This window comes from Bradyrhizobium sp. WYCCWR 13022 (assembly GCF_030435535.1).
Taxonomy (GTDB): Bacteria; Pseudomonadota; Alphaproteobacteria; order Rhizobiales; family Xanthobacteraceae; genus Bradyrhizobium.
Genome location: NZ_JAUIZJ010000023.1, coordinates 19,732 through 38,730, shown reverse-complemented (window position 1 = coordinate 38,730; position 18,999 = coordinate 19,732). Strand labels below are relative to the sequence as shown.

Below are 18,999 nucleotides of genomic sequence, written 5' to 3'. Positions count from 1 at the left end.
TCGCTACGATCGCTCGATTCGCAAGCGATCTCCCCCCTCATATGGAACATTGACGGGGCGCATTCAAGGCGGATCGTCGGCTGACGTCGATTGCAGTGCAAAAATAGTTATGCCGGAATTTTAGCCAGCGACACTGATTTGCTCAAAAAATGAACTGACTGCCGCGTAAGCATACATTTTATTCGCTCAAGTTTTGAGCAGTCGGATCGCGGCTAAAGTTTGATTGCGGCGAAATTATTGAGACTGACCAATCACTTGGCAGGTGCCCAGGCCATGGCATGGTTCTTGCGATTCCGTTAATCGCAGGCGGCCGTGGGGCCGTTTCGCAGCGTTTTTCACGTCTGCGTCAGGGAGATGATACATCCATGCCTACCAAATCCATTCACGATATAGCGGCGTCATTTAGCCGCCGCGGCGTGCTCGCCGCGACCGCTGGACTGATGCTCGGTCTGGCGTCCATTTCCGGCGCGAAGGCCGCGGACGACACCATCAAGGTTGGCGTCCTGCACTCCCTCTCCGGCACCATGGCCATCAGCGAAACCACGCTGAAGGACACCATCCTTTTCCTGATCGACGAGCAGAACAAGAAGGGCGGCTTGCTCGGCAAGAAGCTCGAGGCCGTCGTTGTCGACCCCGCTTCGAACTGGCCGCTGTTTGCCGAAAAGGCGCGCGAGCTGATTACCAAGGACAAGGTCTCGGTCGTGTTCGGCTGCTGGACCTCGGTGTCGCGCAAGTCGGTGCTCCCGGTGTTCAAGGAGCTCAACAACATCCTGTTCTACCCCGTGCAGTACGAGGGTGAAGAGTCCGAGCGCAACGTGTTCTACACCGGTGCTGCTCCGAACCAGCAGGCGATCCCCGCCGTCGACTACCTGATGAAGGAAGAAAAGGTGAAGCGCTGGGTGCTCGCGGGCACCGACTACGTCTATCCGCGCACCACCAACAAGATCCTGGAAGCCTATCTGAAGTCGAAGGGTGTCGCCCAGGAAGACATCATGATCAACTATACGCCGTTCGGTCACTCCGACTGGCAGACGATCGTGGCCGACATCAAGAAGTTCGGCTCGGCCGGCAAGAAGACGGCGGTGGTCTCGACCATCAACGGCGACGCCAACGTCCCCTTCTACAAGGAGCTCGGCAACCAGGGCATCAAGGCGAAGGACATCCCGGTGGTCGCGTTCTCGGTGGGTGAAGAGGAACTCGCCGGCATCGACACCAAGCCGCTGGTCGGCCATCTCGCCGCCTGGAACTACTTCGAGTCGATCAAGACCCCGGCGAACGAGAAGTTCATCAAGGACTGGCAGGCCTACACCAAGAACCCGAAGCGTACGACCAACGACCCGATGGAAGCCCACGTGATCGGCTTCAACATGTGGGTGAAGGCGGTCGAGAAGGTGAAGTCGACCGATCCGGACAAGGTGATCGACGCGCTTCCCGGCATCGAGACGCCGAACCTGACCGGCGGCATCGCCAAGATGCTTCCGAACCACCACATCACCAAGCCGGTGTTCATCGGCGAGATCAAGGGCAACGGCCAGTTCGACGTGGTCTGGAAGACCCCGAGCCTCGTCCCCGGCGACGCATGGTCGAAGGAGCTCGACGGCTCCAAGGACCTGATCGGCGACTGGGTCGGCAAGAAGTGCGGCAACTTCAACACCAAGACCAACAAGTGCCTCGGCTCCGGCTCCTGATCCGGATCTGACATTCGACTGCACGACGGGAGAAGGCGGCTATTCCGCCGCCTTCTCCCCACTTCTGCCGGGGTGATCCAGTGCCAACCAAACTATCTGCTCGTCTCTCGACCCTTGTCCTTTCGCTGTTCCTGATCGCGTTCGCGCTGCCGGCCTTTGCCGGTCCGTTCGAGGATGCGGTCGCCAAATTCGCCAACGACGATTTTTCCGACACCGATGACGCGATCGGCGTAGTCGCAAGCAGCGGCAACAAGCTCGCCTTTCCGATCATCAGCGCGCTCCAGGACGGTCGTCTCATGGCCGATCCCGACAGCAAGAAGGTTTACGTCACGGGTACCGACGGCAAGTCGATCGACGCCGCGACCGGTGAGGCCGTTGCCAGCGTACCCGACAGCGCCAGCGCTGTTCGCCTCAATAATCGCCTGCGCCGCAGCGTCGATGCCGCGCTCGGCAGCCTGACGCTGCAGTCGCCCGATCTCGATACGCGGCTCCAGGCCGCTCAATCCGTCTTCAAGTCGCACGAAGAGACGGCGCTCGATCCCGTCGAGAGCGCACTTGCCAAGGAAACCAACAAAGCGGTCAAGACTGCGCTCGGCGAAGCGCGCGCGGCGATCCTGCTGTTCAAGTCCGACGCCACCGAAGTGCAGAAGCTCGAAGCGGTCGCCACCATCAGGGCGCGCGGCGATCAGGAAGCGCTGGCGCTGCTGGCCGACATCGGCTCCGACCAGCCGGCCTCCGTATCGAAGGCCGCGACGAGCGCGATCGGCTCGATCCAGAACTCGCTCGCGATCTGGTCGACGGTGCAGAATGCCTGGTACGGCCTGTCGCTCGGCTCGGTACTGCTGCTGGCGGCGATCGGGCTCGCCATCACCTTCGGCGTGATGGGCGTCATCAACATGGCCCATGGCGAGATGGTGATGATCGGGGCCTACACCACTTTCGTGGTGCAAGAGGTGATCCGCACCCGCTATCCCGCACTGTTCGACTATTCGCTGCTGATTGCCGTGCCGCTCGCCTTCCTCGTCGCCGGCGCCATTGGCGTGCTGATCGAGCGCAGTATCATCCGCTTCCTCTATGGCCGGCCGCTGGAGACGCTGCTCGCGACCTGGGGCCTGTCGCTGGTGTTGCAGCAGGCGGTGCGCACCATGTTCGGCCCGACCAACCGCGAGGTCGGCAACCCCTCCTGGATGAGCGGCGCGTTCGATCTCGGCCAGATCACCATCACCTACAACCGGCTCTGGATTCTCGTCTTCACGCTTGCGGTATTCGCGATCCTGCTCGCCATGCTGCGCTACACCGCGCTCGGCCTGGAGATGCGCGCGGTGACGCAGAACCGCCGCATGGCGGCCTCGATGGGCATCGCCACCTCGCGTGTCGACGCGCTGACCTTCGGGCTCGGCTCGGGCATTGCCGGCATTGCCGGCGTGGCGCTGTCGCAGATCGATAATGTCAGCCCCAATCTCGGCCAGAGCTACATCATCGACAGCTTCATGGTCGTGGTGTTCGGCGGAGTCGGCAATCTCTGGGGTACGCTGGTCGGCGCCTTCACGCTCGGCATCGCCAACAAGTTCCTGGAGCCGGTCGCAGGCGCCGTGCTCGGCAAGATCGCGATTCTGGTCCTGATCATCCTGTTCATTCAAAAGCGGCCGCGCGGCCTGTTCGCGCTCAAGGGCCGTGCGGTGGAAGCATGACCCCTCACATGCTGACGCGATCGCTGGACCGCGGCGCGGCGATCTTCCTCGCCGTCGTCGCGGCCTGCGGCATCCTCATCCCGCTCTCCAACCTGCTGCTGCCGTCGGATTCGTTCCTGCAGGTGCCGACCTATCTTGTCGCGCTCTGGGGCAAGTATGTCTGCTACGCGATCCTCGCACTCTCGATCGACCTGATCTGGGGCTATTGCGGCATCCTCTCGCTAGGCCACGGCGCCTTCTTCGCGCTCGGCGGCTACGCCATGGGCATGTATCTGATGCGGCAGATCGGCGCCCGTGGCGTCTACGGCAATCCTGTCTTGCCCGACTTCATGGTGTTCCTGAATTACTCGAAGCTGCCCTGGACCTGGTACGGCTTCGACATGTTCTGGTTCGCCGCGCTGATGGTCTTGCTCGTACCTGGCCTGCTCGCTTTCTGCTTCGGCTGGCTCGCCTTCCGCTCCCGCGTCACTGGCGTGTATCTGTCGATCATCACGCAGGCGATGACCTATGCGCTGCTGCTCGCCTTCTTCCGTAACGATTTCGGCTTCGGCGGCAATAACGGACTGACCGACTTCAAGGACATCCTGGGCTTCAACGTTCAGGCCGAGGGCACGCGCGCGGCGCTGTTCGCGCTGAGCTGTCTGGCGCTGATCTTCAGCTTCCTGATCTGCCGCTCGGTCGTGTCCTCCAAGCTCGGCAAGGTGCTGATCGCGATCCGCGACGCGGAATCCCGCAGCCGCTTCCTCGGCTACCGCGTCGAGTCCTACAAGCTGTTCGTATTCACGCTGTCGGCCTGCATGGCGGGCGTCGCGGGCGCGCTCTATGTGCCGCAGGTCGGCATCATCAATCCATCCGAATTCGCACCGGGCAATTCGATCGAGGCGGTGATCTGGGTCGCAGTCGGCGGGCGCGGCACGCTGATCGGCGCGGCGCTGGGCGCCATCGTGGTCAACTACGCCAAGACCTTCTTCACCTCGGGCGTGCTGGCGCCGTACTGGCTGTTCATGCTGGGTGCGCTGTTCATCCTGGTGACGCTGCTGCTGCCGAAGGGCATTGTCGGCACTTTCAATGCCTGGCGCGATCAGTCGAAAGAGAAGCGCTCTGCGTCGGCCACTGCAAGTGCGGCGGCCGAAGACGCCATCACCGAACCCAAGATGGCGGAGTAGCTGTCATGAACGTCATGGATACCCGCGCGACATCCGCGATGCTCTATCTCGACGGCGTACACGTCTCGTTCGACGGCTTCCATGCCATCAACAATCTGTCGCTGACGCTCGAGCCGGGCGAGATGCGGGCCATCATCGGCCCGAACGGCGCCGGCAAGACCACGATGATGGACATCATCACCGGCAAGACCAAGCCTGACGAGGGGACGGTGCTGTTCGACGGCGTCACCGATTTGACGCGGCTGGACGAGACCCGCATCGCCGAGCTCGGCATCGGCCGCAAATTCCAGAAGCCGACCGTGTTCGAGAGCCAGACCGTGCAGGACAACCTGCTGCTGGCGCTCAATGTCGACCACAGCGTCAAGGGCACGCTGTTCTGGCGCGGCAGCAAGGCCGAGTCCGAGCGCATCGACAAGGTGCTGGAGACGATCCGTCTCACCGACGCCCGCAACCGCCTCGCCGGCAGCCTCAGCCACGGCCAGAAGCAGTGGCTCGAGATCGGCATGCTGTTGGCGCAGGATCCGAAACTGCTCCTCGTCGACGAGCCCGTTGCCGGCATGACCGACGTCGAGACGCATCTCACCGCCGAGCTGCTCAAGGAAATCAACAAGACCCACACCGTCATGGTGGTCGAGCACGACATGACGTTCGTGCGCGAGCTCGGGGTCAAGGTCACCTGCCTGCATGAAGGCACCGTGCTCGCCGAAGGAACCATCGACCAGGTCTCGTCGAACGAGCGGGTCATCGAAGTCTATCTGGGACGCTGAGCGATGCTTGAGGTCAAGGACATCAACCTGTTCTACGGCGCGGCGCAGGCGCTCCGCGGCGTCTCGATCGCGGCCGAGCCGGGCAAAGTGACCTGCGTGCTCGGGCGCAACGGCGTCGGCAAGACGTCGTTGCTGCGCGCCATGGTCGGGCAATATCCGATCTCCTCGGGCGCAATCGTGTTCGATGGCAGCGACATTACCGGCCTCAAGCCCTATGAGCGGGCGCGCAAAGGCATCGGCTTCGTGCCGCAGGGCCGTGAGATCTTTCCGCTGCTGACGGTCGAGGAAAATCTCAAGACCGGCTTCGGTCCGCTCAAGCGCCAGGACAAGAACATTCCGGACGACGTGTTCTCGCTGTTTCCGGTGCTGCAATCCATGCTCGGCCGGCGCGGCGGCGATCTCTCCGGCGGCCAGCAGCAGCAGCTCGCGATCGGGCGCGCGCTGGTGATGCGGCCGAAGCTGCTGCTGCTGGACGAGCCGACCGAAGGCATCCAGCCCTCGATCATCAAGGACATCGGCCGCGCCATCTCCTACTTGCGCAACCTCGGCAACATCGCCATCGTACTGGTCGAACAATATCTCGACTTTGCCTGCGAACTCGGCGACAGTTTTGCGGTGATGGATCGCGGTGCGGTGAAGTTCACCTGCGACCGCTCCAATCTCGACCCGGCCGAAATCAGCCGCCAGATGGCGCTGTAATTCCAGATTTCTGCCGCGGCCGGCTGGGGAGACGGATGCGCAGCGACGCTTTAGCGATATCTTCGGTGTTTGAAGCCAATCGTGCTCGAGGCGCGGTGCGCTTCGACGTGCACGCCCGTGACGGCGTGACGCGGCGGGGCGCCCTGCATGAATCCGGCTCGCTCCGTGTGCGCTTTCCCTCGCCGGAGGACGACGGCCTGTCGGGGGTGTTCGTGAACACGGCCGGAGGCGTTGCCGGCGGCGATCGGTTCGACATCGAGATCTCGGCCGCAGATAGCTCGCGTTTGACGCTGACGACGGCGGCCGCTGAAAAGATCTATCGCGCGCCGGGGGCGGTGGCGCAGCTCAACATTTCCTTGAAGGTTGGTGCCGACGCGCACCTCGGCTGGCTGCCCCAGGAGACGATCCTCTTCGACCGCGCACGGGTGCATCGCCGCTTCGACATCGAACTCGATAACGCCGCTTCGCTACTGCTTTGCGAGATTGTCGTATTCGGCCGCACCGCCATGGGCGAGCGCCTGGAACAGGGCGAATTCGTCGACCGCTGGCGGCTGCGCCGTGGCGGCAAACTGATTTTTGCCGAGACCATCAGGCTCGACGGCCAGATCGGTGAAAAGCTGGCGCGGTCGGTGGTCGCCAAGGCAGGTGCTGCGATCGGTACGGCGCTGATGGTGCCCGGCGACGAGGCGCTGGTCGAACGCATTCGCGAAGCCTCGGGCTCTTTTGCCGGCGAGGTCGGAATATCCGCCTGGAATGGCTTTGCAATGGCGCGGTTCTGTGCCCAAGATGCGGCGCGTTTGCGTGCCGACATGATGGCCGTGCTGGCGTGCACGGGTGCGGCCTTGCCGCGGCTCTGGCTGAATTGACGATTTGAACGGAAGAGATTCTTCATGAACCTGTCTCCCCGCGAAAAGGACAAGCTTCTGATCTCGATGGCGGCGATCGTGGCGCGTCGCAGACTGGATCGCGGCGTCAAGCTCAACCATCCCGAGGCGATCGCGATCATCTCCGATTTCATCCTCGAAGGCGCGCGCGACGGCCGCACGGTCGCCGAGCTGATGCAATCGGGCGCACAGGTGCTCACCCGCGACCAGGTGATGCTTGGAATCCCCGAGATGATCCACGACATCCAGGTCGAGGCGACGTTCCCTGACGGCACCAAGCTCGTCACCGTGCACGAACCGATCAGGTAGGAGCGAGAAGCATGATCCCCGGCGAACTCTTCATCCAGGACGGCGAGATCGAGCTCAATGCCGGCCGCAAGACTGTGACGCTCACGGTCGCCAACACCGGCGACCGACCGATACAGGTCGGCTCGCACTACCATTTCTTCGAGACCAATCCGGCGCTGAAGTTCGATCGCAAGAAAGCCCGCGGCATGCGCCTCGACATCGCCGCCGGCACCGCCGTCCGCTTCGAGCCCGGCCAGACCCGCAACGTCCAGCTCGTCGCGCTCGCGGGGAAGAAGACGATCTACGGCTTCCGCGGTGACGTGATGGGGAAGCTGTGATTCATGCTTCCCGCCGTTCGCCTCATTTCGGAAGCTGCTGAGCTGGCCGCGCGCCGGCACAATGGCATGGCGCGCAAGGGGCGGGGGAACGAGCCTTACATCAACCATCTCGCCGAGGTCGCGAACCTGGTGGCAACGGCGACTGACGGCGCTGATGCCGAGCTCGTTGCGGCTGGCTGGCTGCACGATGTGATCGAGGATACCGACACCACGCGCGACGAGCTGGCGCAGGTATTCTCCGACCGGGTTGCCTCCCTCGTCGTCGAATGCACCGACGACATGAGTCTGTCGAAGGCCGAGCGGCGGCGCCTGCAGGTCGTCGAGGCGCCGAAGAAATCGGCCAGCGCAAAGCTGATCAAGATCGCCGACAAGGTCAGCAATATCGGCGCGCGTATTCATTCCGATCCGACTGCGGACGAGCGCGACGATCTCGCCGATTATGCCGGCTGGGCCGAGCAGGTCGTCGCCGGCTGCCGTGGCGGTAACGCCTGGCTCGACGCGAGATTCGACGACATGGTGCGAAAAGCGAGGGCCTCGCTGTGAGCACTGAACTGGAATTCAAACGCAAACGGGGCTTGTGATGTCCGTCAAGATGAAGCGTTCCGTCTACGCCGACATGTTCGGCCCGACCACTGGTGACAAGGTGCGGCTGGCCGACACCGATCTCATCATCGAGGTCGAGAAGGATTTCACGACCTATGGCGAGGAGGTGAAGTTCGGCGGCGGCAAGGTGATCCGCGACGGCATGGGCCAGTCGCAGGTCACCAACAAGCAGGGCGCGGCCGATACGGTCATCACCAACGCGTTGATCGTCGATCACTGGGGCATCGTGAAGGCCGACGTCGCCATCAAGGACGGCATGATCTCGGCGATCGGCAAGGCCGGCAATCCCGATATCCAGCCGGGCGTCACCATCATCATCGGCCCCGGCACCGATGTGATCGCGGGCGAGGGAAAAATCCTCACCGCCGGCGGCTTCGACAGCCACATCCATTTCATCTGTCCGCAGCAGATCGAGCATGCGCTGATGTCAGGCGTCACCTCGATGCTCGGCGGCGGCACCGGGCCCTCGCACGGTACCTTCGCCACGACATGCACGCCGGGACCCTGGCACATGGGGCGGATGATCCAGTCGTTCGATGCCTTCCCGGTCAATCTCGGCATTTCCGGCAAGGGCAACGCCTCGCGGCCCGCAGCCCTGGTCGAGATGATCAAGGCCGGCGCATGTGCGCTGAAGCTGCACGAGGATTGGGGCACCACGCCGGCCGCGATCGACAACTGCCTGTCGGTCGCCGACGATTACGACATCCAGGTCATGCTGCACTCCGACACGTTGAACGAGTCCGGCTTCGTCGAGGACACCATCAAGGCCTTCAAGGGCCGTACCATTCACGCCTTCCACACCGAAGGCGCCGGCGGCGGCCATGCGCCTGACATCATCAAGGTCGCAGGGCTCAAGAACGTGCTGCCGTCCTCGACCAACCCGACGCGGCCCTTCACGCGCAACACCATCGACGAGCATCTCGACATGCTGATGGTGTGTCACCACCTCGATCCGTCGATTGCGGAAGATCTGGCGTTCGCGGAAAGCCGCATTCGCAAGGAGACCATCGCGGCCGAGGATATCCTGCACGATCTCGGGGCGCTCTCGATGATGTCGTCGGACTCGCAGGCGATGGGCCGCCTCGGCGAAGTCATCATCCGGACCTGGCAGACCGCGGACAAGATGAAGAAGCAGCGCGGCTCGCTGCCGCAGGACAAGGGCAAGGACAACGACAATTTCCGCGTCAAGCGCTACATTGCCAAGTACACGATCAATCCGGCGATCGCGCATGGCGTGTCGAAGCTGATCGGCTCGGTGGAGAAGGGCAAGCTGGCCGATCTGGTGCTGTGGTCCCCGGCCTTCTTCGGTGTCAAGCCCGACTGCATCGTCAAGGGCGGCTCAATCGTCGCGGCGCCCATGGGCGATCCCAACGCCTCGATCCCGACGCCGCAGCCGGTGCACTACCAGCCGATGTTCGGCGCCTTCGGCAGGGCGCGCACGGCATCCTCCGTCGTCTTCACCTCGAAGGCTGCCATCACGGGCGGCCTTGCGCGAAAGCTTGGCATCGAGAAGAAGCTCTATGCGGTCCAGAATACCCGCAGCAAGATCTCGAAGAAGAGCATGATCCATAACGACGCCACGCCAAATATCGAGGTCGATCCGGAGACCTATGAGGTGCGCGCCGACGGCGAACTGCTGACCTGTCCGCCTGCCGAGGTGCTACCGATGGCGCAGCGATATTTCATGTACTGAAATAGCGCCTCGACGCATGTCCCCGGCGCATGCCGATTGCATGTCCTGGGGCGGCTTTTCCGGTTTTGCGTTCGATCCCGGCTGGTCTAATGTCCCGGCCGGTATCTAACCCTTCAGAAGAAAAGCCGGGAGGATTTCTCGTGATCTACGTCGTTGCCACCTTGACCATCAAGCCCGAAACCCGCGCCGAATTCATTGCAGCCGCCACCGCCTGCATCAGGGAGACGCGGAAGGAGCCCGGCAATATCGCCTACGATCTGCACGAAAGCGTCACCGACCCCACCAAGATGGTGTTCGTCGAGCAGTGGGAAAATGCCGAGGCGCTCGTGCCGCATCGCGGCCAGGAGCACATGAAGACGTTCGGCCGTGTCGCGGTGAAGTGCTTCACCGCGCCCCCGAAGATCGAAGTCATCACGCCCGAGAAGGTCGAGACGAGGTAACAGCGCATGATCCGGGCGACGCAGGTTAAGGGACAGCACCGCTTCACGGAAATGCCGGCGGATACGGTCGTGCTCGATTTCGACGATCGGCACCGTCGCCGCATGGCGATGACGGGGACGCGGGGCCTGGAATTCCTGCTCGACCTGGAGAATGCGGTGGCACTGCGCGGCGGCGATGCGCTCGTGCTGGAGGACGGCCGTCTGGTCGAAGTGGTCGCGGCACCCGAGCCGCTGCTCGAGATCCGCGGCCGCGACCCGCACCATCTGATCCGCGTCGCCTGGCATCTTGGCAATCGCCATCTGCCGACGCAACTCATGGCCAAGAGCCTGCGCATCCGCCGCGACCACGTCATCGAGGCGATGGTGCAGGGACTTGGCGCGAAGGTGATCGAGATCGAGGCGCCGTTCGATCCCGAAGGCGGTGCCTATGCCGATACCGGCCATGCGCACGGACACGATGACCATGCACATCACGAGCATGGTCATCATGGTCACGGCCACCATGATCATGGCCATCATCAACATGATCATCGCGGCCATGACCATCAGCACGATCATGCCGCGCATGATCATGATCATCACCACCACCACGACGAACACTGCGACCATCCCGACCATCACCACGGCCACAAACATGCTCATGACCACAAATGAGCCTGTCAGCGCGGGCGACCTCGCCGACCGCGAGGCTGCGGCGCTGTACCGGCTGATGACGTGGCTGTCGCCGGCGTTTCCGGTCGGCGGATTCTCCTATTCCAGCGGCATCGAATGGGCGGTCGAAGCCGGCGATATCGCCGACATCGCAACGCTCGCCGATTGGCTCGACGCGATGCTCAGTGATGGCTCCGGCTTTTGCGATGCGACCTTCCTGGTTCATGCCTATCGCGCTGCCGAAGCCGGCGACGACAACACTCTGTGCGATATTGCGGAACTCGCGGCCGCGTTCGTGCCCTCGCGCGAGCGGCAGCTCGAGACCACTTCGCAGGGCCGAGCCTTCATCGAAATCTCCCGCGCGGCGTGGGATGCCGTGGGCCTGGATGCCATGGTCGCGGCGTGCCGGACGCCGCTGGTCTATCCCGTCGCTGTCGGCGTCGTTGCCGCGATGCATGGCGTGCCGCTGGCCCCGACACTGCACGCCTTGCTGCATGCGCTGGTCTCGAACTGGATTTCTGCGGCGAGCCGGCTCGTTCCGCTCGGCCAGACCGACAGCCAGCGTGTGCTGGTCACGCTGGAAACCGCCGTCGCGGTGACCGCAAATCGGGCGCTGAACGCGACATTGGACGATCTCGGCAGCGCCACCTTCCGCGCCGATCTCGCCAGCCTGCGGCACGAGACGCAATATACGCGGCTGTTTCGGTCATGACGGTCGGGCTGTGCACTCCGTCGTCGTCCTGGCGAAAGCCAGGACCCATAGCCGCTACTGCGCGTGCACCCGTGCGGCCTCGGCTTGCCACGACGACAAAGTTCGGTGGTAATGGGTCCTGGCTTTTGCCAGGACGACGATAGGAAACAATCTCGATGGCAACTTCTCACGGCCCTTTGCGTGTCGGCGTCGGCGGCCCCGTCGGATCGGGCAAGACCGCGTTGATGGACCTGCTCTGCAAGACCATGCGCGAGCGTTACGACATCGCCGCGATCACCAACGACATCTACACCAAATGGGATGCGGAATTCCTTGTGCGCTCCGGCTCGCTGACGCCGGACCGCATCGCCGGCGTCGAGACCGGCGGCTGCCCGCACACCGCGATCCGCGAGGACGCCTCGATGAATCTCGCTGCGGTGGCGGACATGCGCGCCAAATTCCCCGGGCTCGATCTCGTGCTGATCGAGTCCGGCGGCGACAATCTCGCCGCCACTTTTTCCCCGGAGCTGGCCGATTTGACCATCTATGTCATCGACGTTGCCGCCGGCGACAAGATCCCGTCCAAGGGCGGCCCCGGCATCACCCGCTCGGACCTTCTGGTCATCAACAAGATCGATCTCGCGCCCCATGTCGGTGCGTCCCTCGAGAAGATGGATACCGACGCCAAGCGCATGCGCGGCGAGCGTCCCTTCGTCATGACCAATTTGAAGAAGAGCGAAGGCCTCGACCGCATCGTCGGCTTCATCGAGACCAAAGGTGGGCTGAAACGAGCGGGCTGATCGGCCGCGGCGAGATGGCGCAGGCATTTCCGCCGTTAACGTCTGGGGCAGATCCGCGTTTGCGGAACAAATTTCGGACACGGCGATTATCTACCTCCTGTGCCCCGGCAAAGCCGTTCCTGGCCAGACGTTCGGCCGGGCGGATTAAGCTTTTTGGGCGACCCAAGTTGCGTACAGATGCCTCCTCCGTCATTATCCCTGCCACTGGGCTCCACCCTGTTTCGGCACATGGCCGTTCGAGCGGCGTTCATATGCTCCGTGTTTATTGCCGACCTCCCGACTTCGCCTGAGTAGTCGCGTGGTCCGGCTGGGTTTCATCATCGGTTTCATCGCTCTGCTCGGAGCTTTGCTCTCGGGGCTTGCGGCCTATCGTGTCCACGACCAGGAGCTGGCGCTGGATCGCATTGCGCTGGCGCGCGCGATCGACGTTCATGCGAGCCTAGTCCAGGACAGGTCGACCGAGCGTGAGCTACTGGCGCGTGTCGCCTCAGGCCTGTTCCGCGCGCCGTCGGTGCTGAAACCCAATATGCTGGAGCCGCTGCGATCGGCGATCTACGCCTTCAAGACCGACTTCGTGGTGGCCGGCTGGATCGCCCGGCTCCAGCCGAGCGAACTCGCTGCGGCACAGACCGCGATCGCGACCGCCGGCTTCCCGAAGCCCCAGATTCGCGACTACAGCGACAAGCCGATCGACCCCGCCAGCCTCACCCATCCGATCGACGTGCTGATGGACCTCGAGCCGCGCAGCGACGAGACGAAGGCACTCCCGGGCCGCAGTTACGATGACGATCCGGTTCGCAGCGCGATGTTGACGCGGGCCAGGGTCGAGAAGCGGTCGGTCGCCTCCGACCCGGTACCCCTCTTGCGCGGGAACGGTCCGATCGGCGTCATCGTCGCCGCTCCCGTCATCCCCGAGGGCGCCACCGAGCCGGTTGGGTTCATCACGTTCTCCTACGAGCTCGCCTCGCTGATGCTGACCAATGACGATCTTTCGTTGTTCTCGGTCGCGCTGAAGGACCCGCGCAAGGAGGGCAGTGAACTGATTGCCAACGACCAGGGCGTCGTCTCCACCCGGATGACGTCGCCGGACGGCCCGGCCCCGTCGGCAACGCGCACCATCAGCTTTGGAGGCCGCGACTGGCAGCTCGGCTATTACGCCAAGACCAATTCGGCGCGGCGTGCCGAGCAGACCGCGATCATCGTGGCGGCGATCGGCTTCGCCATCACCGCGATGGTGTGCGGCCTGTTCGGCTACGTCGCCTACAACAACCTGAGGCTCAGCCGCGAGATCCAGGTGCGGATCGGATTCGAGCGGCGGCTGACGGCTGTCATCGACGAGCTGAATCATCGCGTGAAGAACATCCTTGCCGTGATCCAGTCGATCGTAACGCGAACCCTGCGCCATGGTTCGGACATCGACGTCGCGCGCGAGCTGTTGATCGGCCGCATCCACGCGATGTCCAACGTGGTCTCGCTGCTCAGCGAGAGCCAGTGGCAGGGCGTCAAGCTGAAGGGCCTGTTCGAAGCGCGCGCCATTCCGCATGCCGATCGGATCGCGGTCAGCGGTCCGGACATCGCGGTCAGCGCGCGCGCCGCGCAAAGCCTCTCGCTCCTGTTCTTCGAGCTGGCCTCGCATTCGGACGAAGGCCTGTCGCTGGTCGGCAAGCATCCGCACATCACCGCGAACTGGACGGTGACGGGCGAGGAGCCCGAGACGGTGTTTCACTTCCGCTGGGAGGAGTTCAACACCAGCGAGGCGACGCGCAGGCCGGATTCGGATTTCGGCCTGATCCTGCTCGACCGTGTCGCGCCCGAAGCGCTCGGCGGCACCGCCAAGCGCTACTTCACCGACGTCTCCTACGTCTATGAGCTGACTGCGCCGATGGAGACGGTCGTCGATATGACCGAGCGTGATCGAACGGAAAAGCTGTCGCAGCCGGTGAAGGCGGTGCGGTAGCTTCAGGTCGAATTCATGCGAGCCGCGATGGCGGTCATCTCGAGTTTCACGCCCGGGCCGAGATCGGCCACGCCGACGGCGGCACGCGCGGGCAAATGAGCTTCCGCAAAGTGCGCCTTCCAGGCCGCATTGAACGCGGCCTTCTCGCTCAGATCGGTCATGAAGATGGTCACCTGCAAGACGTTGGCTACGTCGGACCCGAGCGTCTCCAACAGCCGCGACAGCTGACCGAGCACGTCGGTTGCCTGACCGGACATGTCGAGGCTCGTGTCCTCGGGGACGATCCCGCCGATGTAAAGCACGCCCGCATGCTCGACCACTTCGTGGAGCAGCCCTTCGTATGGCAAGATGCGCCTGATCATGATGAGAACAATGCTCCTGTCGAATAGGGTGAGATTTTGTCGGATCCGGCGCCAAGTCTAGCCTTTCGGCCGCAACACCAGATCGACCAGAGATCGCGCATAGGCCGGCGTGATCGGCGCTATCCCGAAGATGTAGCGGTAGAACAGGCTGCCATAGATCGCGTCGTAGAGATCCTGGGCCGGCGCTTCGGCCAAAATGCTGCCGTCGCGTTGGCCTGTTGCGATCATCTCAACCAGCGCGTCGCGGCGGAACTGGAGATAGCGGGCATAGAACAGCTCCGCCGAGCCTGTCTTGGAGATGCATTCGGAGATGACGGCCAGTTGCACCTTGCCGAACTCGCCTTGCAGGGCCTCGGCATAGGCCGCGGCATGGCGGCGCGCGCGCACCGCGGGCGTACCCGCGCTCACCGGCGGCAGCGGCAGCATTTGGGCGGCGTGATGGAGAAAGGCGTCGATCAGCAGTGCCTCCCGCGACGGCCACCATTTGTAGATCGTCATCTTGGAGACGTTGGAATGGCGCGCCACCGCGTCGATCGTGGTCGCGGCAAGGCCGGTCGCGGCCATCAGGGAGTAGGCGCTTTCGAGGATGGCATTGGTGGTCTCGATCGAGCGCGGCCGGCCGCGCCGGGGCGCACTCGTGACCGTATCGGAGGTGCCTTTCGCTATGACCAAGCCGGTCTCCCTGCACAGAGGCGCCGCCGCAGGCCGCCTCGTCCCGCATAGCGCAGGCGCGGCGCCGGTCCTAGCGGAATCGCGCTGATGTCCCGGCTAGGCGCGCTGCCGAAAGGCCGCGGGCGCGTCCTGCCGCTTCGACCAGGAGATATAGTAGGCCACAGCCGTCATCGCGGCGAAACCGACGAGGCTCACCCCGATCTGCATGACGACCAGATTGGCGCCGGTGATCAGGATCAGGTGCCCGGCGAAGGACAGGAACACGCCGACGCAGAACACGGCGAGCCATTCCTCGCCGCATTTGATCACCATCTGCAGCGGCTTCCATTGCAGCCCCGGATGGTCGGCCGGAATGAGATGGGTTGCGATGAAGGCCAGCGCGAGGAAATGGATCACGCGATAGGGCGCGAGGCTTTCCTTGTCGGTCGACGAAATGCCGTCGAGCGCGATGTCAGGCAAATAGGCGGACAGCGTCGGCGAGTGCCGCATCAGGGTGATCGCCATCGCCGCGACGAGATAGGCACCCGCGAGCTCCCGGAGCCAGGGCAGGCGGCGCAGGCCGTGACCTGACGCGCCGGTCACCGCGAACCAGCCGCCCAGTACCATCAACATCTGCCAGCAGAACGGATTGAAGGTCCATTCCAGGTCGGGATAGGCATGAAAGGTCCAGCCGAACCGGCGCGCAGCGAGATACAGGGCGACAGATGCGGCCAGAGTCAGGTTCGGACGTCGCAGCAGGCCCCACAATGCGAATGGGAAGAAGGCCATCAGCGGAATCATCAGCTGCAGCAGGTCGAGGTTGAGCGGTTCTTCCTGGAGCACCAATCCCTGGACCAGGATGCGCAGCGGGTGCTCGAGAATACCCGAGATGTTGTAGTCGCTGATGATCTCCGGCGCCATCGACTGCGACGCGACATAGGCGATGGCGTCGATGTAGATCACGAACAGCACGACGTAGGCGGCATAGAGCCGCCAGACGCGGCGGAAGATGCGCGTCGCGGCGACGACATAGCCGCGCTCGACCGCCATCTTGCCATGGATGATGGCAACGCCGAAGCCCACGACGAACACGAACAGGTCTGCCGCGCCGCTGAAGCCGAAATTGCGCAGCGTCAGGAGGTTGACGACGTTGTTCGGGATGTGGTCGACGAACACCGACCAATTGGCGATCCCGAGCGTCAAATAGAGCCTGGCGTCGTGATGGAATGCGGCGAGGTTCGCCCTGACAGACGGCTTCATGCTAAAGATTTCATTTGGAATCAGGGCGATGCTTTTAGCGGCAACCGCCTGCCTATCCGAGTAGCGATTGCGTGAAGCCAGCAGGGGATGACCGCGCGTGATGAAAGATTGCGCGGAAATGGGCTGTTGAATTTCGATCGGCTTGTTCGTCCGGCCGTCGGCGCAACTTTCTTAGTGCGGTCTCGCCTTACTCGGCCGGCTCGGCCGAAGCCTCGTCCGCAGCGCCGGCACGGCTCGCCATGATTCCGAGTGCAACGCCGCCGATGGCCAGGATCGGCAAGAGCCGCTTCACGCCGATGGCGCGGGCGACCTGCAAGCCCGTCGCAATCAACATGGGATCGGCGAGCATGCTCGGGGCCGCCTTCGCAGCGCGTTCGGCGGCAATGCGCGCGCGCGTCCGCATCTGCCGTTTGTAACCCCAATAGGTCCCGGCGGCTGCCAGCGTCAGCAGGAAGAAGATACCGGCGCCAGCGAGGCAGGCCTGCACCGGGCCGTACTTTTCCAGCACCGCGATGAAGGCTGCCGCGCAGAGGAAGCATGTGGTGACGAACAGCGCGAACGCCGCACCGGCCGCCAGCGAGGTCAGCCGCACGGTCGTACCCGTCGATGCGCTGATGCCGTCGATGATGCGTTGAAACACGGTCTTGCTCCTCGGATCCCCACAAGCCAATTCGTCACCAGCCGGTCACGTCGGCATAGGCCGTCGTGACCGCAAGATCTATCGGGCGTCTAGCGGCGCCACGCAAAACCGACCAGGAAGCCGATGCCGAGTGCGACGCCCACGGTCGCGAGCGGCCGTTGCGTGATCGCATCTTCCAGCGTCTCCTCGATCGAGCCGTAGGCGTCCTGCGCCGCGCCCATCATCGCGCTGCCGCGCTCGGAGAAATCGTCGAACGTCGAATCCATGTTGTCGCGCGCCTGCTTGTAACCGCGCCGGGCCTGCTTGCCCGTGGCGTTGGCGAACGTGTTGAGGGCGTCGGTGATCTGATCGGTGAGGGCGGCGATATCGCTTTTCACGGCTGCTACATCCTTCTCGAGGCGTTCTGCGGTGGCTTTGTCGGTCCAGTCTCTCATCCCGGTTTCGCCATTGCTCATTGACATCAAGGGGCTCCAAAACTGTCGGCGGCGCTGATAGCCGGAAAACGCCTTGTCTTCGGGGAAGTTCCGTTTCGCGGCGGGCCTCACGCCTGCGGAAGCTGCGGCGAATTCTCCGGCATCAGGTGCTCCTTCAGGATCAACCCGACGATCAGCAGGGGTGACGACAGGAACGCGCCCATCGGGCCCCACAGCCAGGTCCAGAAAGCGAGCGCGATGAACACGGCGAGCGCATTCAGCGCGAGCCTGCGGCCGATGATGGTCGGCGTGACGAAGTGCCCTTCCATGAAGGTGACACCGCCGAACGCGAGCGCGGCCATCAACCCGCCGCCGAGGGTCGGAAAGGCGACGAGCCCGACCACGACCAGAACGACGAACATCGCGACCGGTCCGATGATGGGGATGAAGTTGAGGGCCGCGGCAAGGGCGCCGAGGCCGGCCGGATTCGGCATGCCGGTGAGCGCGCAAACGATGCCGGTCGCGATGCCCACACCGATATTGATGATGGTCACCGTCAGCAGATAGTTGCCGAGATGGACCTCGATCTCGTTCAGGATCCGCAGCGTGCGCAGCCGTGCGTCGCGCTCGCCGAACGTCATGATCAATGCGCGCCGCAAATCGCGCCAGCTTGCGACGAACAAAATCAGGGTCGCGAAGAACAGCAGGAATTCGGCGAAGGTCGGCGACAGGAATTCCAGCGTCGGCTGCACCCATTCGAACTTGGGAAGCTGGAAGCTCGGCAGCCCCTCGGAGCCGCCGACCATGCCTTGAAGCTCCCGCCACAACGCCAGCGGCCGGTCGAAGACATGCATCTTCTCCTTGAGCTGCGCGCCGAGCTCCGGCAGGCGCGAGCTCCACTCCATGGCGGGTGCTGCAATCAGCGCGAACACGAAGGCGACCATCGCGGTTACGGCGATGACGATGAGGACGGCGCCGACGGCTCGCGGCACCCGCCGCTTTTCCAGAAAGGTCGCGGCCGGCGACAGCATGGTGCCGGCAACGATGGCCATCACCACTGGCAGGAAAAACGCCTTGGCGACGTAGAGCACGGCGACAACGCCGATCAGGAGCAGGCCGGCCAAGGCAAAGGCGACGAACTCGGTGCGCCGGATCACCGGCGGCAGCTCGCTATGGCTGTCGGGAAGCGGGGTGCCTTCGTTGTCGCCGGAAATCAGTCGTTCACTGGGAAGGACGCGCACAATATCTCTCCCCGCACGGAAAGCCTCCGAGCGCGCATTGATGGAGCGACAACGCGCTGCGGCCGGCGGGGTTCCA

At 63.6% G+C, this 18,999-nt stretch carries 21 protein-coding genes; 15 read left to right on the top strand and 6 right to left on the bottom strand.

What is annotated here, in order from left to right:
• The first annotated feature begins 365 nt into the window (after window positions 1-365).
• The 15 genes from urtA to QY049_RS27075 all read left to right on the top strand — a co-directional run bounded on the left by urtA (window position 366) and on the right by QY049_RS27075 (window position 14,356).
• The gene (urtA, locus tag QY049_RS27145) at window positions 366-1,688 is read left to right on the top strand and encodes an urea ABC transporter substrate-binding protein (RefSeq protein WP_258765077.1); all 1,323 of its coding nucleotides are present in this window, start codon (window positions 366-368) and stop codon (window positions 1,686-1,688) included.
• An 80-nt stretch (window positions 1,689-1,768) separates the two neighbouring features.
• On the top strand, window positions 1,769-3,379 hold the full coding sequence (gene urtB, locus QY049_RS27140; RefSeq protein ID WP_194479501.1) for an urea ABC transporter permease subunit UrtB: 1,611 nt from the start codon (window positions 1,769-1,771) through the stop codon (window positions 3,377-3,379).
• Window positions 3,376-4,545, top strand: coding sequence for an urea ABC transporter permease subunit UrtC (gene urtC, locus QY049_RS27135; RefSeq protein ID WP_258765078.1), 1,170 nt, complete (start codon window positions 3,376-3,378; stop codon window positions 4,543-4,545). The genes urtB and urtC overlap by 4 nt, the downstream gene beginning before the upstream one ends.
• 5 nt (window positions 4,546-4,550) lie before the next feature.
• Entirely contained in the window at window positions 4,551-5,312 is a 762-nt protein-coding gene (gene urtD / locus QY049_RS27130; RefSeq protein WP_194479503.1) for an urea ABC transporter ATP-binding protein UrtD, read from the top strand.
• Between the two features lie 3 nt (window positions 5,313-5,315).
• Complete coding sequence (urtE, locus tag QY049_RS27125) at window positions 5,316-6,011, top strand: urea ABC transporter ATP-binding subunit UrtE (RefSeq protein WP_194479504.1); 696 nt, start codon at window positions 5,316-5,318, stop codon at window positions 6,009-6,011.
• A gap of 35 nt (window positions 6,012-6,046) precedes the next feature.
• Entirely contained in the window at window positions 6,047-6,877 is an 831-nt protein-coding gene (locus QY049_RS27120; protein WP_301270219.1) for an urease accessory protein UreD, read from the top strand.
• A gap of 24 nt (window positions 6,878-6,901) precedes the next feature.
• The gene (locus QY049_RS27115) at window positions 6,902-7,204 is read left to right on the top strand and encodes an urease subunit gamma (protein WP_258765079.1); all 303 of its coding nucleotides are present in this window, start codon (window positions 6,902-6,904) and stop codon (window positions 7,202-7,204) included.
• Window positions 7,205-7,215: 11 nt separating this feature from the next.
• On the top strand, window positions 7,216-7,521 hold the full coding sequence (locus QY049_RS27110) for an urease subunit beta (RefSeq protein WP_194479506.1): 306 nt from the start codon (window positions 7,216-7,218) through the stop codon (window positions 7,519-7,521).
• Between the two features lie 3 nt (window positions 7,522-7,524).
• The gene (locus tag QY049_RS27105) at window positions 7,525-8,064 is read left to right on the top strand and encodes an HD domain-containing protein (RefSeq protein WP_194479507.1); all 540 of its coding nucleotides are present in this window, start codon (window positions 7,525-7,527) and stop codon (window positions 8,062-8,064) included.
• A 37-nt stretch (window positions 8,065-8,101) separates the two neighbouring features.
• Window positions 8,102-9,817, top strand: a complete 1,716-nt coding sequence (gene ureC / locus QY049_RS27100) for an urease subunit alpha (RefSeq protein WP_194479508.1) — start codon at window positions 8,102-8,104, stop codon at window positions 9,815-9,817.
• A 140-nt stretch (window positions 9,818-9,957) separates the two neighbouring features.
• Window positions 9,958-10,257 (top strand): putative quinol monooxygenase, encoded by a 300-nt coding sequence (locus QY049_RS27095; protein WP_194479509.1) that lies wholly within the window; start codon window positions 9,958-9,960, stop codon window positions 10,255-10,257.
• A 6-nt stretch (window positions 10,258-10,263) separates the two neighbouring features.
• Window positions 10,264-10,911 (top strand): urease accessory protein UreE, encoded by a 648-nt coding sequence (locus tag QY049_RS27090; RefSeq protein WP_301270218.1) that lies wholly within the window; start codon window positions 10,264-10,266, stop codon window positions 10,909-10,911.
• A complete protein-coding gene (locus QY049_RS27085; RefSeq protein WP_258766875.1) occupies window positions 10,892-11,620 on the top strand; it encodes an urease accessory protein UreF in 729 nt (242 codons plus the stop codon). Before QY049_RS27090 ends, QY049_RS27085 begins: the two co-directional genes overlap by 20 nt.
• 155 nt (window positions 11,621-11,775) lie before the next feature.
• Entirely contained in the window at window positions 11,776-12,399 is a 624-nt protein-coding gene (gene ureG, locus QY049_RS27080; protein ID WP_194479511.1) for an urease accessory protein UreG, read from the top strand.
• 298 nt (window positions 12,400-12,697) lie between these two features.
• Window positions 12,698-14,356 (top strand): HWE histidine kinase domain-containing protein, encoded by a 1,659-nt coding sequence (locus QY049_RS27075; protein ID WP_194479512.1) that lies wholly within the window; start codon window positions 12,698-12,700, stop codon window positions 14,354-14,356.
• A gap of 2 nt (window positions 14,357-14,358) precedes the next feature.
• Here QY049_RS27075 and QY049_RS27070 read toward each other — a convergent pair whose 3' ends face one another.
• The 6 genes from QY049_RS27070 to QY049_RS27045 form a co-directional block, all read right to left on the bottom strand.
• On the bottom strand, window positions 14,359-14,718 hold the full coding sequence (locus tag QY049_RS27070; RefSeq protein WP_258765081.1) for a RidA family protein: 360 nt from the start codon (window positions 14,716-14,718) through the stop codon (window positions 14,359-14,361).
• Between the two features lie 57 nt (window positions 14,719-14,775).
• Window positions 14,776-15,390: a TetR/AcrR family transcriptional regulator gene (locus QY049_RS27065; protein WP_194479514.1), complete on the bottom strand. Its 615-nt coding sequence runs from the start codon at window positions 15,388-15,390 to the stop codon at window positions 14,776-14,778.
• 96 nt (window positions 15,391-15,486) lie between these two features.
• The gene (locus tag QY049_RS27060) at window positions 15,487-16,629 is read right to left on the bottom strand and encodes an OpgC domain-containing protein (protein WP_258765082.1); all 1,143 of its coding nucleotides are present in this window, start codon (window positions 16,627-16,629) and stop codon (window positions 15,487-15,489) included.
• A 187-nt stretch (window positions 16,630-16,816) separates the two neighbouring features.
• Window positions 16,817-17,269 carry a hypothetical protein gene (locus QY049_RS27055; RefSeq protein ID WP_194479516.1) on the bottom strand — a complete coding sequence of 151 codons (453 nt, stop codon included), beginning with the start codon at window positions 17,267-17,269 and terminating at the stop codon, window positions 16,817-16,819.
• An 89-nt stretch (window positions 17,270-17,358) separates the two neighbouring features.
• Window positions 17,359-17,730 carry a YqjD family protein gene (locus QY049_RS27050; RefSeq protein WP_194482594.1) on the bottom strand — a complete coding sequence of 124 codons (372 nt, stop codon included), beginning with the start codon at window positions 17,728-17,730 and terminating at the stop codon, window positions 17,359-17,361.
• An 80-nt stretch (window positions 17,731-17,810) separates the two neighbouring features.
• Window positions 17,811-18,923: an AI-2E family transporter gene (locus tag QY049_RS27045; protein ID WP_258765083.1), complete on the bottom strand. Its 1,113-nt coding sequence runs from the start codon at window positions 18,921-18,923 to the stop codon at window positions 17,811-17,813.
• Between the last annotated feature and the right edge of the window lie 76 nt (window positions 18,924-18,999).